At 67.4% G+C, this 13,931-nt stretch carries 13 protein-coding genes; 8 read left to right on the top strand and 5 right to left on the bottom strand.

Annotated features, from left to right (window positions below; genetic code table 11):
- Positions 1 to 1,053: a lipopolysaccharide heptosyltransferase I gene (waaC, locus tag GBG68_RS05300; protein ID WP_152145885.1), complete on the top strand. Its 1,053-nt coding sequence runs from the start codon at positions 1 to 3 to the stop codon at positions 1,051 to 1,053.
- Here the strand turns inward: waaC and lpxL are convergent.
- Positions 1,016 to 1,945, bottom strand: coding sequence for an LpxL/LpxP family Kdo(2)-lipid IV(A) lauroyl/palmitoleoyl acyltransferase (gene lpxL / locus GBG68_RS05305; protein ID WP_152145886.1), 930 nt, complete (start codon positions 1,943 to 1,945; stop codon positions 1,016 to 1,018). The genes waaC and lpxL overlap by 38 nt on opposite strands.
- Before the next feature lie 127 nt (positions 1,946 to 2,072).
- Between lpxL and GBG68_RS05310 the strand changes: the two genes are divergently transcribed.
- The 4 genes from GBG68_RS05310 to GBG68_RS05325 are packed head-to-tail and all read left to right on the top strand — an operon-like array spanning position 2,073 to position 7,476.
- Positions 2,073 to 2,870: a glycosyltransferase gene (locus GBG68_RS05310; RefSeq protein WP_152145887.1), complete on the top strand. Its 798-nt coding sequence runs from the start codon at positions 2,073 to 2,075 to the stop codon at positions 2,868 to 2,870.
- Between the two features lie 15 nt (positions 2,871 to 2,885).
- Positions 2,886 to 4,310, top strand: a complete 1,425-nt coding sequence (gene hldE / locus GBG68_RS05315; protein WP_152145888.1) for a bifunctional D-glycero-beta-D-manno-heptose-7-phosphate kinase/D-glycero-beta-D-manno-heptose 1-phosphate adenylyltransferase HldE — start codon at positions 2,886 to 2,888, stop codon at positions 4,308 to 4,310.
- Between the two features lies 1 nt (position 4,311).
- Complete coding sequence (locus tag GBG68_RS05320) at positions 4,312 to 5,718, top strand: lipopolysaccharide kinase InaA family protein (protein ID WP_152145889.1); 1,407 nt, start codon at positions 4,312 to 4,314, stop codon at positions 5,716 to 5,718.
- A gap of 36 nt (positions 5,719 to 5,754) precedes the next feature.
- The gene (locus tag GBG68_RS05325; protein WP_152145890.1) at positions 5,755 to 7,476 is read left to right on the top strand and encodes a carbamoyltransferase; all 1,722 of its coding nucleotides are present in this window, start codon (positions 5,755 to 5,757) and stop codon (positions 7,474 to 7,476) included.
- 10 nt (positions 7,477 to 7,486) lie between these two features.
- On the opposite strand, the gene GBG68_RS05330 is transcribed toward GBG68_RS05325, so the two are convergent.
- Both GBG68_RS05330 and GBG68_RS05335 read right to left on the bottom strand, forming a co-directional pair.
- On the bottom strand, positions 7,487 to 8,347 hold the full coding sequence (locus tag GBG68_RS05330; protein WP_152145891.1) for a hypothetical protein: 861 nt from the start codon (positions 8,345 to 8,347) through the stop codon (positions 7,487 to 7,489).
- A gap of 24 nt (positions 8,348 to 8,371) precedes the next feature.
- Positions 8,372 to 9,265: a glycosyltransferase family 2 protein gene (locus tag GBG68_RS05335; RefSeq protein WP_193222227.1), complete on the bottom strand. Its 894-nt coding sequence runs from the start codon at positions 9,263 to 9,265 to the stop codon at positions 8,372 to 8,374.
- A 137-nt stretch (positions 9,266 to 9,402) separates the two neighbouring features.
- Here GBG68_RS05335 and GBG68_RS05340 point away from each other — a divergent pair, with 137 nt between their 5' ends.
- Genes GBG68_RS05340 through waaA form a run of 3 tightly spaced genes read left to right on the top strand, consistent with a single transcriptional unit; the run spans position 9,403 to position 12,819 of the window.
- Positions 9,403 to 10,632 carry an O-antigen ligase family protein gene (locus GBG68_RS05340; RefSeq protein WP_193323663.1) on the top strand — a complete coding sequence of 410 codons (1,230 nt, stop codon included), beginning with the start codon at positions 9,403 to 9,405 and terminating at the stop codon, positions 10,630 to 10,632.
- Positions 10,629 to 11,561 carry an ADP-glyceromanno-heptose 6-epimerase gene (gene rfaD, locus GBG68_RS05345; protein WP_152145894.1) on the top strand — a complete coding sequence of 311 codons (933 nt, stop codon included), beginning with the start codon at positions 10,629 to 10,631 and terminating at the stop codon, positions 11,559 to 11,561. Before GBG68_RS05340 ends, rfaD begins: the two co-directional genes overlap by 4 nt.
- 1 nt (position 11,562) lies before the next feature.
- Positions 11,563 to 12,819 carry a lipid IV(A) 3-deoxy-D-manno-octulosonic acid transferase gene (gene waaA / locus GBG68_RS05350; protein ID WP_152145895.1) on the top strand — a complete coding sequence of 419 codons (1,257 nt, stop codon included), beginning with the start codon at positions 11,563 to 11,565 and terminating at the stop codon, positions 12,817 to 12,819.
- A gap of 12 nt (positions 12,820 to 12,831) precedes the next feature.
- On the opposite strand, the gene GBG68_RS05355 is transcribed toward waaA, so the two are convergent.
- Together GBG68_RS05355 and GBG68_RS05360 are read right to left on the bottom strand one after the other, a co-directional pair.
- Positions 12,832 to 13,158 (bottom strand): rhodanese-like domain-containing protein, encoded by a 327-nt coding sequence (locus tag GBG68_RS05355; RefSeq protein WP_413463309.1) that lies wholly within the window; start codon positions 13,156 to 13,158, stop codon positions 12,832 to 12,834.
- On the bottom strand, positions 13,155 to 13,817 hold the full coding sequence (locus GBG68_RS05360) for a protein-L-isoaspartate O-methyltransferase family protein (RefSeq protein ID WP_152145896.1): 663 nt from the start codon (positions 13,815 to 13,817) through the stop codon (positions 13,155 to 13,157). Before GBG68_RS05360 ends, GBG68_RS05355 begins: the two co-directional genes overlap by 4 nt.
- Positions 13,818 to 13,931 lie beyond the last annotated feature (114 nt).

Consider the following 13,931-nt stretch of genomic DNA (forward strand, 5'->3'; position numbering starts at 1 on the left):
GTGCGTCTGCTGCTGATCAAGACCTCCTCCCTGGGTGATGTGGTGCACACCCTGCCGGCGCTGAGCGATGCCCTGGCCGCCCGTCCCGATCTGCGGGTGGACTGGGTGGTGGAGGAAGCCTTCGCGCCCATCGCCCGGCGTCACCCGGCGGTGGCGCGGGTTATCCCCTGCGCGCTGCGGCGCTGGCGCAAGCACCCTTGGCGGGCCTGGCGCAGTGGCGAATGGCGGGCCTTTCGCGAGCAGCTCAAGGGCTCGGGCGCCGATCGGGTGCTGGACGCCCAGGGGCTGATCAAGAGTGCCTTCATCGCTCGCCTGGCGCCCGGGCCGCGTCACGGCCTGGACGCGCGCTCCGCCCGGGAGCCTCTGTCCGCGCGGGTGCTGGACGTGGCCCATGCGGTGCCCCGCGGCGGGCATGCCATCGACCGGCTGCGGGATCTGTTCGCCCAGGCCCTGGACTATCCGCGCCCCCACACCGCCCCCGATTACGGCCTGCGGCCCGCCGCCCGGAAGGGGGCGCTGGCCAAAGGGGCGCGGCTGATGTTCATTCACGGCACCACCTGGGCCACCAAGCATTGGCCGGAGAGCTACTGGCGCGTACTGGCGGAACGGGCGGTGGCCGAGGGCCTGCGCGTGGAGCTGCCCTGGGGCAACGAGGCCGAGCGCCTTCGTGCCGAGCGGCTGGCCGAGGGGCTGATCGGCGTACGGGTGTTGCCGAAGCTGAGTCTGGACGAGCTGCTGGTGGAGCTGCTCGATTGCGATGGTTTCGTGGCGGTGGACACCGGCATCGCCCATCTGGCCGCCGCCGCGGGACAGCCCGGGGTCGCGCTCTACGGCCCCACCTCGGCGGATCTGACCGGGGTGCTGGGTGCGCGCGCGCGCAGCCTGGCCGCGGAATTCCCCTGCGCGCCCTGCCTTTCCCGGCGTTGCAGCTATACCGGCCCCCGGCAGCCCGGGGTGGAGCCGCCCTGTTTTGGCGAGCTGCCGCCGGCGCGGGTGTGGGAGGCGCTACGCGCGCTCAGTAGGGGCGAGGCTCCCCCTCCGGCCGAGTCTTGAAGCGCCGATGCGCCCAGAGGTACTGCTCCGGGCGCTGTCGCACCCATTCCTCGATGAAGGCGTTGATGCGCCAGGCATCGGCATGCTCGTCGCCGCTGGGGTAGCCCTCCAGCGGCGGGTGCAGGATGATCTGATAACGGCCGTCGGGGCGGTGGTAGAACTGGGCGGGGATGATCGTGGCCTTGCTCATGCCCGCCAGCCGCGCGGTGCCGGTGACCGTGGCCGCCGACACGCCGCAAAAGGGCACGAACACGCTGTGGCGGCGGCCGTAGTCCTGATCCGGCGCGTACCACACCGGCATGCCCTTGCGCAGGGCGCGGATCATGCCGCGGACATCGTGGCGCTCGATGGCGCTGTCGTAGTAACGGTTGCGGGCCCGGCGCAGGATGTATTCCATCACCGGGTTCTTGTGGGCCCGGTAGGTGACCGGGAAATTGGCATGGGGCACCAGCAGCCGACCGGCGATCTCCAGCGAGGTGAAGTGCCCGCCCACCAACAGCACGCCCTGTCCTCGGGCCAGCGCCGCCTGCAGATGCTCCAGCCCCTGGATCTCGCCCAGCGGCGCGAAGCGTTCATCCCCCACCCACCAGGCCCAGCCCATCTCGATTACCGTCATGCCGGTGTACTCGAAGTTGCGCCGCACCAGCGCCTCACGCTCCGCTTCACTGAGCTCCGGGAAGCACAGCCGCACATTCACCTGCGCGATGTGCCGCCGGCTCTTTGCCAGTCGGTAGCTCAGCCGCCCCAGGGCGCGACCGATCGCCATGCCCGCCCGGTGAGGCAGGCGGGTAATCAGCCAGAGCAGCCCCAGGCCCAGCCACAGGGGCCAGTGGCGGGGGTGCAGCAGACGGCGGCGGGTGATTACGGTGGCCTTGGCACGGGCTCGGGACATGGTACGTATCGCTTGCCTGGGAATGCGGCCATTCTACCCGCCGTGGCGGCACAAGGCAGCGCCGGGTTCGACAGGCCATCGGTGGTCCCCTAAAATCCGCCGGCAGACAAAGCCTTGAGGTGGCACGATGGCGGACGTTTCCATACTGGTTCCCAACTACAAGACCGAACAACTGACCAAGATTTGCCTGCGTCTGCTGCGCAAGCACACCGATCCGACCCGCATTCGGGTCATTGCCGTGGATAACCACTCCCGGGACGCCTCCACCGAGTACCTGCGCTCCCTAAGTTGGATCGAGCTGATCGAGCGCCAGCCGGAGCCGGACGACACGCCTTCCCTGTCCCACTCCCGGGCGCTCGACATGGCGCTGGCGCGGGTGGACACCCCCTACGTGCTGTCCATTCACACCGACACCTTCGTCTACCGCGACGACTGGCTGGATTACCTGCTCGCCCCCTTCCAGGCCAATCCCGATGTGGCCGGCGTGGGGTCCTGGAAGCTGGAGGTGAAGCCGCCGCTGCGTCGTGCCGCCAAGGCCATCGAGGACTACTGGCAGCGCAAGACCTACCCCCTGCGCGGCCGCCCCCTGCCCGAGGAACTGGTGGAAGGGCATTATCTGCGCAGCCACTGCGCGATCTACCGCACCGACCTGATTCGCGAGTACGGCCTGAGCTTCTCCGCCGACCGTGATACCGCCGGTCGCAAGTTGCACCAGGCCCTGGTGGCGAAGGGCCACGAGATGGTTTTCCTGCCCGCGCCCGCGCTGATGCGCTACATGCTGCATCTCAACCACGCCACCATGGTGTTGAACCCGGAGCTGGGCTCCCGCAGCCGCTCCATCCGCAAGGGGCTCAAGCGCATAGAACAGGGCCTGAAGACCATCCAGGCCGAGCGGGTGCTGGCCGATGTCAGCCTGGATGCCTGAGCGATGAGCGCCGCCATGAGAGTGCCCGATTTCACCCCCGCCCGCGTGCTGGTGGTGGGCGATGTGATGCTGGATCGCTACTGGCACGGCGATACCAGCCGGATCTCGCCGGAGGCCCCGGTGCCGGTGGTGCGGGTGGGCGAGATCGAGGAGCGCCCCGGAGGGGCCGCCAACGTCGCGCTGAACGTGGCGGCGCTGGGCGGCACGCCGATACTGCTGGGCCTGGTGGGCGAGGACGAGGCGGCCGCCAGCCTGAGCCGCCGGCTGGAAGGCGTGGGGGTGGATTGCCGCCTGCAGCCCGTGCCCGGCGCGCCCACCATCACCAAGCTGCGGGTGATCAGCCGCCATCAGCAGCTCATACGGCTGGATTTCGAAGACCCCTTCGATTCCTTCGACCGCGAGGCCTTCATCGGCCGCTTCCAGGCCGCGCTGCAGGACGCCGACGTGGTGGTGCTCTCGGATTACGCCAAGGGCACGCTACGCGATGCCGCGCGCTTGATCGAGCTCGCCCGCGCCGCCGGGCTGCCCGTGTTGGTGGATCCCAAGGGTGCCGATTTCCGCCCCTATCGCGGGGCGAGCCTCATCACCCCCAATCTCGGCGAGTTCGAGGCCGTGGCGGGTGTCTGCGCCAGCGAACAGGCCCTGGTGGAGCGTGGTCTTGCCCTGTGCGCCGAGCACGCGCTGGGTGCCTTGCTGATCACTCGCGGCGAGCACGGCATGACCCTGCTGCGCGAGGGCCAGCCGGAGCGGCACCTGCCCGCCCGTGCCAAGGAGGTCTTCGACGTCACCGGCGCCGGCGACACCGTGATCTCCACCCTGGCCACCGCGCTCGCTGCCGGCTGCGAACTGCCCGAGGCCACGGCGCTGGCCAATCTGGCCGCCGGCATCGTGGTGGGCAAGCTGGGCACGGCCACGGTGAACGTGGCGGAGCTGCGGCTGGGTCTGCTGGAATCGCGCAGCGGCGGGCGCGGCGTGATGGGCGAGGAGCAGCTACGGGTGGCGGTGGAGGATGCCCGCGCCCGGGGTGAGCGGGTGGTCATGACCAATGGCTGCTTCGACCTGCTGCACGCCGGCCATGTGGCCTACCTGGAAGAGGCCCGGCGACTGGGGGACCGCTTGATCGTCGCGGTCAACGACGATGCCTCGGTGTGCCGGCTCAAGGGCGAGGGCCGGCCGGTGAATACTGTTGAGCGCCGCATGGCGGTGTTGGCGGGCCTGGCCTCGGTGGACTGGGTGGTGCCCTTCGGCGAGGACACGCCGGAGAGGTTGATCTGCGCCATCGGCCCGGACGTGCTGGTCAAGGGCGGCGATTACCGCCCCGAGGACATCGCCGGCGCAGGTTGCGTGCGCGAGCGCGGTGGCGAGGTGCGGGTACTGGGCTTTCTCGACGGACATTCCACCAGCGAGATCATTCGCAGCATCCGCGACGAGGACGAATGACATGAGTGGCGAGACGCTGCGCGGCCAATTGCCGGCACTCTCCCGGGGCGAGGGCGGGCTGCCCCTGTCCGCGGAGCTGGCGGGGCACCCGCTGCGTCTGGAAGCAGTGTTGCGGGCCCTGCCGGATCGGCGCCTGGTGCTGCGAGTGTGCTGGGGCGAGCGCGTAGGCGTGCTCAAGGTCTTCCTCGACGCCACGCGTGCCGAGCGCCACCTTGCCCGGGAGCAGGAGGGGCTGGCCGCGCTGACGGCAGCCGGCCTGCCGACTCCGGAGCGGCTTTGGCAGGGGCATCTGGCCGGTTTCCCGGCCCTGCTCACGGCCTGGGTGGAGGGCGCGCGCGGTCTGGGGAAGGATTTTGGAGCAGCCTCGTCGGCGCAGCTTGCCCGGCTGGGTGAGCTCTGGGCGCGGCTGCACCGGGCCGGCCTGCTCCACGACGACCCCCATGGCGACAACGTGTTGTTCGCCGGCGAGGCCCTCTACCTGCTGGACGGTGATGCGGTGAAGGCGGCCGCGGACGACGCTGCCCGGCGCGACAATCTCGCACGGCTGCTGGCCCAGCTGCCCTTGCCGCGCCGGGAGGCTCAGCGTGCCCTGGCCGAGGCGTATGGCACATCGCTGGATGAGCCGGGGCTCGCCCAGGCGCTGCGGGCAGCGCGCCGCGACCGCGCGCGGCGTCACGCGGCCAAGGCCTTTCGCAATGCCAGCGATTTTGTCGCCGAACACGACGCCCGTCACCACCTGCATCTGGCGCGGGCCTTCGACACGCCCGAGCTGCGTGCCCTGCTCTCCGACCCCGATGCCGCCATGGCCGGGGGCCGCCTGCTCAAGGACGGACGGACCTGCACGGTGGCCCGGGTGGACTGTGGCGGCCAGGCGCTGGTCATCAAGCGCTACAACCGCAAGAGCGCGGCTCATGCCATCGTGCAGAGCCTGCGCCGCGGCCGCGCCGCCATCTCCTGGCGCAACGCCCATTATCTGCGCGCCCTGGGGTTGCCCACGCCGGCGCCGGTGGCGCTGCTGGAACGGCGTCTGGGGCCGCTGCGCGGCACGGCGTATTACATCACCGCGTACCAGCCCGCCTGGCGACCGGATGATCACTTCCGCGACCAGGGCCTGACCGCCGGCTGGCGCGAGCTGGAAGCCATGGCGGCGCTGGTGAACGCGCTGGGCGCGGTGGGGCTCAGTCACGGCGATCTGAAGGCCGGCAATTTCCTCGTCTGCGAGGGTGGCGATGTGCAGTTGATCGACCTGGACGCCATGCGCCTGCATGAGAGCATCCCCGCCTTTCGCCGCGCTTACGCCCGGGATCTGCGCCGGTTTCTGCACAACTGGCAGCAGGATCCCGAACTATTGCGGGCCTTTCGACAAAAACTCCAGCCGGCGCTGGGACTTGTCGGCCGCGAGCCTTAGAATGCGCCCATCGAACCGAGCCGAACGACACAGCACATGAATATTCTGGGTATTTCCGGCGCCGTCTCCCACGACGCCTCCGCCGCGATTCTGGTGGACGGTCAAGTGATCGCCGCCGCCGAGGAAGAGCGTTTCATCCGTGACAAGCACGCCAAGGGGCGCTTCCCGCTGGAGGCGGCCCGTTACTGCCTGCGCGAAGCCGGCCTGAGCGCCGCCGACATCGACGTGGTGGCTTTCCCCTACGCGGAGATCGGGCTATCCAGCCCCGCTCGCTGGCACTACGCCAGGCGCTACTGGTATGCCCCCGACCGGGCGCTGGATGCGCTGTTCAACGGCAACCGTCGTTTCCGGCGCAATATGCGCCAGCTCGACGAGTTGCTGGCGCAGTTGGGCATAGACCGGGACAAGGTCACCATCCTGCCGGTGGAGCATCATCTGGCCCATGCCAGCAGTGCCTATCACCTGAGCGGCTTTCAGGAAAAGACCGCCATCCTCGGCATCGACGGCAAGGGCGAGTACGCAACCACCTTCTTCGGCTACGGCGAGAACGGCCGCATTCACAAGATCAAGGAATTCTACGACCCGGACTCCCTGGGTGGTCTGTATGGCGCGATTACCCAGTATCTGGGCTTCGAGATGCTGGATGGCGAGTTCAAGGTCATGGGCATGGCCCCCTACGGCGACCCGGACCGCTTCGATTTCAGCCGCCTGATCGATTTCGACGGCAAGAATTTCAAGGTCAACACGCAGCTGGTGAACACCATCGGCCTGCGCCGCTACAAGCAGGACGGCCAGTCCTATTACTTCAGCCAGAAACTGGTGGACTGGCTGGGCCCGAAGCGCGAGGGCGATGAGATCGATGACCCCTATATCGATTACGCCGCTGCCGTGCAGAAGCTGCTGGAAGACACCGCCCTGGGCCTGATCGAGCACTATCTGGGTGACATCATTCGCGAGACCGGCAAGATCGCCTACGCCGGTGGCGTGGCGTTGAACGTCAAGCTCAACCAGAAGATCATCCAGCTGCCCCATGTGAAGGAGCTGTTCGTGCAGCCGGCCTCCGGCGATGCGGGCACCAGCCTGGGCGCGGCCACCTACGCAGCCATGGAGTTGGGCGACACCGTCGCGCCCATGGAACACGCCTACCTGGGACCGGCCTACAGCAACGAGGAATGCATCGCCGCCTGCCAGGCGCACCCGGAGCAGCCCGCCTGGGAGCGGCTGGAGAACGTGCCGGAAGCCGCCGCCGAAATACTCGCCGGCGGCAATCCGCTCGCCTGGTTCCAGGGGCGCATGGAATTCGGCCCCCGGGCGCTGGGCAACCGCTCCATCCTCGGCGACCCGACCCACAAGGGGGTGGCCGACCGGATCAACGAGCAGATCAAGTACCGCGAGCGCTGGCGCCCCTTCTGCCCCAGCATGCTCGATACCGTGGCGCCGAAGATGCTGGGCTCCGATCATCCCTCGCCCTACATGACCTTCACCTTCGAGGTGGCCGAGGACTGGAAGGACAAGGTGCCCGAGGTGGTGCACGAGGACGGCACCGCCCGCGCCCAGGTGGTCACCGAGCAAAGCAATCCGCGTTACTACGCGCTGCTCAAGGCCTTCGAGGCGAGGAAGGGGGTGGGCGTGCTGCTCAACACTTCCCTGAACCGCCGTGGCGAACCCATGGTGTGCTCGCCCACCGATGCGCTGAACATGTTCTACGGCTCGGATTTGCAGTATCTGATCATGGAAGATGTGCTGATCCGTAAATAGGCGGCGTTGCTCATACGCCGTGGCGAGTCAGTCCGTCATCCGCCAAGCGAAGCCCCTGCTTGCTTAGGTAGTCTTGAAGCCGGGGGTTGCCCGCGATGCTTTCCGCCGTAGCCGTTGGAAGTTCACGCTTCCAGCGTAGGTCGAAGTGGCCGGTTACTTGTTGTTTTTCGACCCAGTCGTATTGATATTTTCGGCTGCCATGGTGCGGCTGGCGCCAGTATTCAATTTGCGCCGGTTCGAAGTCGAAGCCCAGCCAAGCCATAACAGGGGTTAGCTCTCGTGCGGGGTCCCGCGCGAGGTCGCGATAGCTCATCACGCGGTAGTTCAGGTTTTTGCCTTGCAGAAAATGGCTTATCTCCCGATTCTGCTGCAGCCACTTCTCTAGGTAAATGCGGTGACGGCGCGCAAATAGCAGTGGCAGTGCTTGCTGCCGGCTTCTGCCGAGCACTTTCCAGCGTTGATCCAGATGTTTTTTCTGCTCGCCATACGTCTTTTCCCAGCGACGAACCAGCGCACGCGGGTCTCTAAGAAGATGTATGTAATGATGTCCAATTCTTTTGTCATCAGCGAACCGTGCCGCCCAAGACCATTTCTTGGATGCATCCACCAGCAAACTCGTTTCGCCTCCAAAGTTGGCGAATATCTGCTGGTAGATATTATCGAGCCGCTCAGGATCAATGCTCCTCTGTAGCGGGCATTTTCCCTGGTCATCGCAGATCTTGCAGTATTGGCGCATGCGCCAGGAGTGCGGTTTGCGTAAATGCTTTATTTCTCCGATATGCTCAGCTCGTGTGTGGCTGCCAATCAGCAAGGAGAGGAAGTGGGAGCCGGCATAATTACTGGAAAGGATGGTAACGACGCGGTGTTGCACTGCTGATCCGGGAAATTGAGCTTGTTATTGAGTGAAGCTGCGCAGGTACTTGCGCAGGTAGGAGCCTTGCAGCAGCGCCCGGGGCCAGCGTTTCACCGCCTGAGCATACAGTGTCCGGCCTTCCGCATGCCGGCCGCTGAGCAGGCAGGCGCGTGACAGGGACAGCAAGCGCCGGGCACCGAATTCCCGGCGCAGGCCGGCCGCTTCCCGCGGCATGTCCGCCCCCTCGAAGACCCAGGCTTCGCTGTGGGGTGTGGCGTTGCGTTGGGCGTCCAGATCGTGCCTCAGGCTGCCCCCGTGATGATGTATGGCGGCCAGCGCTTCGTCGAGGCGGCGCGCCGGAAAGCGCGCGAGGATGCGGGTGAAGAAGCACAGATCCTCATTGACCCGCAGATGCTCGGGGTAAAGGCAGTAATCCAGAACCCGACGCGCCAGCAGCACGGCGCCGTGAGGGGTGCCGAACTGCTTGCGGATATAGGCCCGCATATTGTCCACCGGGCGAGCGGCGAGTTGCGGCGCCGGCCTCCGGCGCTCCCTGCCGCCTTCGTGCACACTGATGTAGCCGCCGATCACGATGGGACAATCGCCTTGGTCGCGCAGTGAACGGTGCAGCGCCGGCAGCGCCTGATCGCAGAGTTGATCATCGGCGTCCAGAAACAGGATGTGGGTGCCGCTGGCGAGCCGAAAACCGTGATTACGCGCGGCGCCGGGGCCGGCATTCGCCTGGTGGGCCGCGACGATGCGATCGGGGTGAGCCGCGGCGTACTCCTGGATCAGGGCGAGGCTTTCGTCGGTGGAGCCATCATCCACCAGCACGATTTCGTCGCCCGGGGCGAGTTGCGGCAGTACGCTTTGCAGCGTCCGTGGCAGGCGCTCGGCGTAGTTATAGACGGGAATGATGACACTGATGCGGTACATGTGTGGCTGCCAAGGTGTATTTGCTGGCGGCAGTATATAGGGCCGGTATCGGTCTTGCATGAGGGCGCTGGTGCCTTGTGCTAGGCTTGCGCCCTTTGCGGCGCATCCGCGCCGAGGCACCTTTTCCGAGGAACATGATGGCGGGTGTGGATACTCTCTCGGTGCAGCGGCAGCCGAGCACGGATCTTGGCTGGGGGCGTGGCGGCAAGCTGCTCCGCCTGGGGTTCTGCGTGTTTCTCGCGGGCTTCTTTCTCATCCCCGACGGCCAGCCCCACAACAATGTCTTCTATCTGACGGGGCTGGCGGCCCTTTTCATGGCCCGCTCCCTGGGCCTGGGCTGGTTCCTGCGCGCCCCGGCCGTACTGGCCTTGCTGGCGTTCATGGCGCTGGGGGTGCTCAGCCACGCCTGGAACCCGCAGGCGGGGGGGGAGGAGGCGCTGGAGCATGCCAAGGACGCCTTCTATCTGCTGACCTTCCTGTATGTGGCGGCGCGCTTCGGCGTGAGCGAGATTGACAGGCTGTGGGCCGAACGGGTTCTGGTGGTCGCGGCGGCGCTGGGGGCGTTGCTGGCCATGGTGCTGTTCTTTGGCGAGTGGGGCGCGAGCCATCACGGGCGCATGGTCGGCTGGGGGCGCCTGGATCACCCCAACGTCATGGCCAGCGCCATGGCCATCGCGGCGGTGTTCGCGGGGCACCTGGCGGTGCGCGATGGCGGCTGGCGCCGCGGGGCCTGGCTGCTATGCCTGGTACTGGTCGTGTCCGCCGCCTGGTTCACCCAGAGCCGCACGGGCCTCCTGGCCGTGGTCGCCGCGGCTTTCGTGCTTGCCTGGTTCAGCGGTGGCTGGGTGCGCTGGCTGAGCCTGGCTGTCCTGCTGACGGGGGTGGCGCTGCTGGTTGCCGCGCAGTTCTTCCCGGAGCACTGGCCGCGCATCCTGAGCCTGTCCGACGAGGCCCGGGTGGCGATCTACACCGACACCCTGCGCAAGGGCATGGAGGCGCCCTGGTTCGGTCATGGTGTGGGTGGTGAGCATATGGTCGCCGAATACCGGGGGCACAATTACCATCCCCACAACTTCCTGCTCATGGCCTTCTACAATCTGGGTGTCGCGGGGGTGCTGCTGCTCACGGTATCCCTGGTGCTGGCAGGCCGGGCCCTGATTTCCGGCGCGACGACCGATCGCTGGCTGGCGGCGGCGCTGACGGTGGGCATCGTCTGCATGAGCACCGAGGCGTATCATCTGATTCATCGACCGGGCGCACCGTACTTGTATTTCTGGTTGCCCTTCGCCTGGGCATTGGCACGCGAACGGCGTTTGAGCGCCGAGACCGGCAAGGCCGCGTCGGCGAAGCTTTGGAGGACCCCATGATCATCGTAACCGGCGGCGCCGGCTTCATCGGCAGCAATCTGGTCCACGCCCTGAGCGCCCGCGGCCCTGTCGCCGCGGTGGACGATCTCAGCGACGGCACCAAGTTCCGCAATCTGGTGGGCAGCGGGGTGGCCGATTATCTGGATCACCAGGATTTCCTCGAGCGCATCGAGCGCGACGAGGATCTCGGCATCACCGCGCTGCTGCATCAGGGGGCCTGCTCGGATACCACCGAGTGGGACGGGCGCTACATGATGCGCAACAACTATGAATACACCAAGGCGCTCTTCCACTACTGCCAGCGCCGCCAGATTCCCTTCCTGTACGCTTCCTCGGCCTCCGTCTACGGCGCCGGGCCGGTGTACCGGGAAGACCCGGCGCACGAAGCACCGCTGAACGTCTACGGGTACTCCAAGTATCTGTTCGATGAGTACCTGCGCCGGCATCTGCACGCGCTGCGCGCGCCCGTGGTGGGGCTGCGTTATTTCAACGTCTACGGCCCGCGGGAACAGCACAAGGGCGGCATGGCCAGTGTGGCCTTCCACTTCAACAGCCAGATTCGGGAGACCGGCCGCCTGCGTCTGTTCGAAGGCAGCGACGGCTACGCCGATGGCGAACAGCGCCGGGACTTCATCCACGTGGACGACGTGGTGGCGGTGAACCTGTGGCTGCTGGATCACCCCGAGGTGAGCGGCATCTTCAACTGCGGCACCGGGCGCAGCAGCGCCTTCAATGATGTGGCCCGGGCGGTGATCGGCTGGCACGGCCGGGGCGAGATCGAGTACATCCCCTTCCCCGACAAGCTCAAGGGCCGATATCAGAGCTTCACCGAGGCGGATCTCGGCGCCTTGCGCGCCGCCGGCTACCCCCACGCGTTCCGTGGCGTGGAGCAGGGCGTGCGAGAGTACCTGGACTGGCTCAACGCCTGAGATGCGCCTGCTCTATAGCCTGCTGCTCTATGCGCTGACGCCGCTGGTGTTGGCGCGCCTGCTGTGGCGCTCGCGGCGCGCCCCCGACTATCGTCGGCGTTGGGCGGAGCGTTTCGGCTTCGGCCCGCGTCCCGCCACGCCGCCCATCTGGCTGCATGCCGTCTCGGTGGGCGAATTCCAGGCGGCCCTGCCCCTGCTCAAGGCTCTACGCCGGTGTCATCCCGACATTCCCCTGCTGGTTACCACCACCACGCCCACCGGCTCCCGCCGGGTGCGGGAAAGCTTTGGTGATCAGGTGCTGCACGGCTATCTGCCCTATGACCTGCCCGGTGCGGTGCGGCGTTTCCTGGGCCGGGCGCGGCCGCGGCTGGTGATCGTCATGGAAACCGAACTCTGGCCGAACCTGTTCCACCAGGTGCGCGGCAGGGATATTCCGCTGCTGCTGATCAATGCTCGGCTGTCGGCGCGCTCGGCGCGGGGCTATGCCCGGCTCGGGGCGCTGACCCGCCGCACTCTGGAGCAGGTGGATTGGATCGCGGCCCAGGGCGCGTCGGATGCCGAGCGTCTGCGAGCGCTGGGCGCGCCGGCGGAGCGTGTGAGCGTGGTCGGCAACATCAAGTTCGAGCAGGAGATTCCCCAGGCGCTGCGCGCGCGGGGCGAGGCGCTGCGCGCACAACTGGGCGCCGATCGACCGGTGTGGGTGGCGGCCAGTACACACGCGGGGGAGGACGAGCAGTTGCTCGCCGCCCACCGCCGCGTGCGGGCGCGGCATCCGGCGTGTGCGCTGATTCTGGTGCCACGCCACCCGGAGCGCTTCGATGCCGTGGCTGCCCTGTGCGAGCGTCAGGGCTGGCGGCTCGCCCTGCGCAGTGCCGGCGCCCCGGACGAGAGTACCGAGGTGCTGCTGGGCGACAGCATGGGGGAGATGCCGCTGTATTTCGCCGCCGCCGATCTCGCCTTCATGGGCGGCAGCCTGGTGTCGGTGGGCGGGCACAACCCGCTGGAGCCCGCCGCGCTTGGGCTGCCGGTGCTGAGCGGGCCGGCGGTATTCAACTTCCAGGAGATCATGGACGCCATGAGCGAGGCCGGCGCTTTGGAGCTGGTGGCGGATGAGGCGGCGCTCGCCGAGCGTGCCGCGTCTCTGCTGGGCGACAGGGATGTGGCGCGGGCCATGGGCCAGCGAGGCAGGGCCTTGTTGGCGCGCCATCGGGGGGTGCTGACGCAGCTGTTGCAGGCGGTGGAGGAGCGTCTGCGCTGAGCCCGGTCGAGCTCAGTAGCGGGGCACCCGTGGGTCGACTTCCCGTGACCAGGCGTCCATGCCGCCGGTAAGATTGTGTACGTCGGTGAAGCCGGCGTGGTCCACCAGAAACTCCGCCACGGTCAGGCTGCGCCCGCCGTGATGGCAGATCACCACCAGCGGCGCGCCGGTGCGCAGCTCATCCACCCGCCCCGGAATCTGTGCCATGGGGATGTGGGTGACGCCGGGCAGGCGGGCCTGCTCCAGCTCCCAGCCTTCGCGCACATCCAGCAACAGGGGCGCCTCGCCCTCGTCGATCATGCGCTTGAGCGCGGAAGGTTCCAGCTCACGGATGCTCACAGCGCGAACGCCAGCGTGCGGTGGGCGTTCGTGAGCGTCGGCACCCAGGTCTCGAACAGGCTCTCGGTGGCCCACTGATCCTCGCCCACGCGAGTGATCAGCAGCGCTTCCTGGATGGGCGTCTCGCCGACCAGCAGCAACAGCCGGCCGCCCGGGGTCAGTGCCCGGTGAAAGCCCTGGTGCAGTTCGGGCAGGGCGCCGGTGACGGCGATCACATCGTATTGCTGGCCGTTGTCCCAGCCCTGGGCGGCGTCGGCATTGAGCAGTTGCACGCCCTCGATGCCGCGGGCCTTGAGGGTGGCCTCGGCCTGCCGGGTGAAGGCGGGGCGGATGTCCACGCTGGTGACTTCGCCCGCCAGCTGCGCCAGGCAGGCGGCGAACCAGCCGCTGCCGGTGCCGATCTCCAGCGCCGTCTCGTGGGGCTGGGGATTCAGCGCCTGCAGGATGCGGGCCTCCTGCTTCGGCTCCATCATCACCTCGCCCTCGCCCAGCGGGATCTGCACATCGCTGTAAGCGAGGTTCTTGTAGGCGGCGGGCACGAACAGGTGGCGGGCCTGCTCGCTGAATACGTCCAGCACTCGCGGATCCAGTACCTCCCAGGTGCGGATCTGCTGCTCTACCATATAAAAACGCGCGCGATCGAAATCCAGCTCAGTCATGACTACCGTCCCGGGGAAAATATGGCCAGATGCTAAGCGTTTCGGCAGTTTTCGGCAAGTTGACGCCCCGTCCCGCGATGCCCGTGTTTGACAGCCTTCGCGCGGCCCGATAGC

The organism is Alkalilimnicola sp. S0819, assembly GCF_009295635.1.
In the GTDB taxonomy this organism is placed as follows: Bacteria; Pseudomonadota; Gammaproteobacteria; order Nitrococcales; family WHIW01; genus S0819.

Bases quoted from the DNA above. Each gene is read 5' to 3' on its own strand.
- GBG68_RS05325 (WP_152145890.1), top strand. From the start codon at position 5,755: ATGAATATTCTGGGTATTTCCGGCGCCGTCTCCCACGACGCCTCCGCC.
- rfaD (WP_152145894.1), top strand. From the start codon at position 10,629: ATGATCATCGTAACCGGCGGCGCCGGCTTCATCGGCAGCAATCTGGTC.
- GBG68_RS05320 (WP_152145889.1), top strand. From the start codon at position 4,312: ATGAGTGGCGAGACGCTGCGCGGCCAATTGCCGGCACTCTCCCGGGGC.
- GBG68_RS05335 (WP_193222227.1), bottom strand. From the start codon at position 9,265: ATGTACCGCATCAGTGTCATCATTCCCGTCTATAACTACGCCGAGCGC.
- lpxL (WP_152145886.1), bottom strand. From the start codon at position 1,945: ATGTCCCGAGCCCGTGCCAAGGCCACCGTAATCACCCGCCGCCGTCTG.
- GBG68_RS05360 (WP_152145896.1), bottom strand. From the start codon at position 13,817: ATGACTGAGCTGGATTTCGATCGCGCGCGTTTTTATATGGTAGAGCAG.
- GBG68_RS05340 (WP_193323663.1), top strand. From the start codon at position 9,403: ATGGCGGGTGTGGATACTCTCTCGGTGCAGCGGCAGCCGAGCACGGAT.
- GBG68_RS05310 (WP_152145887.1), top strand. From the start codon at position 2,073: ATGGCGGACGTTTCCATACTGGTTCCCAACTACAAGACCGAACAACTG.
- hldE (WP_152145888.1), top strand. From the start codon at position 2,886: ATGAGAGTGCCCGATTTCACCCCCGCCCGCGTGCTGGTGGTGGGCGAT.
- waaA (WP_152145895.1), top strand. From the start codon at position 11,563: ATGCGCCTGCTCTATAGCCTGCTGCTCTATGCGCTGACGCCGCTGGTG.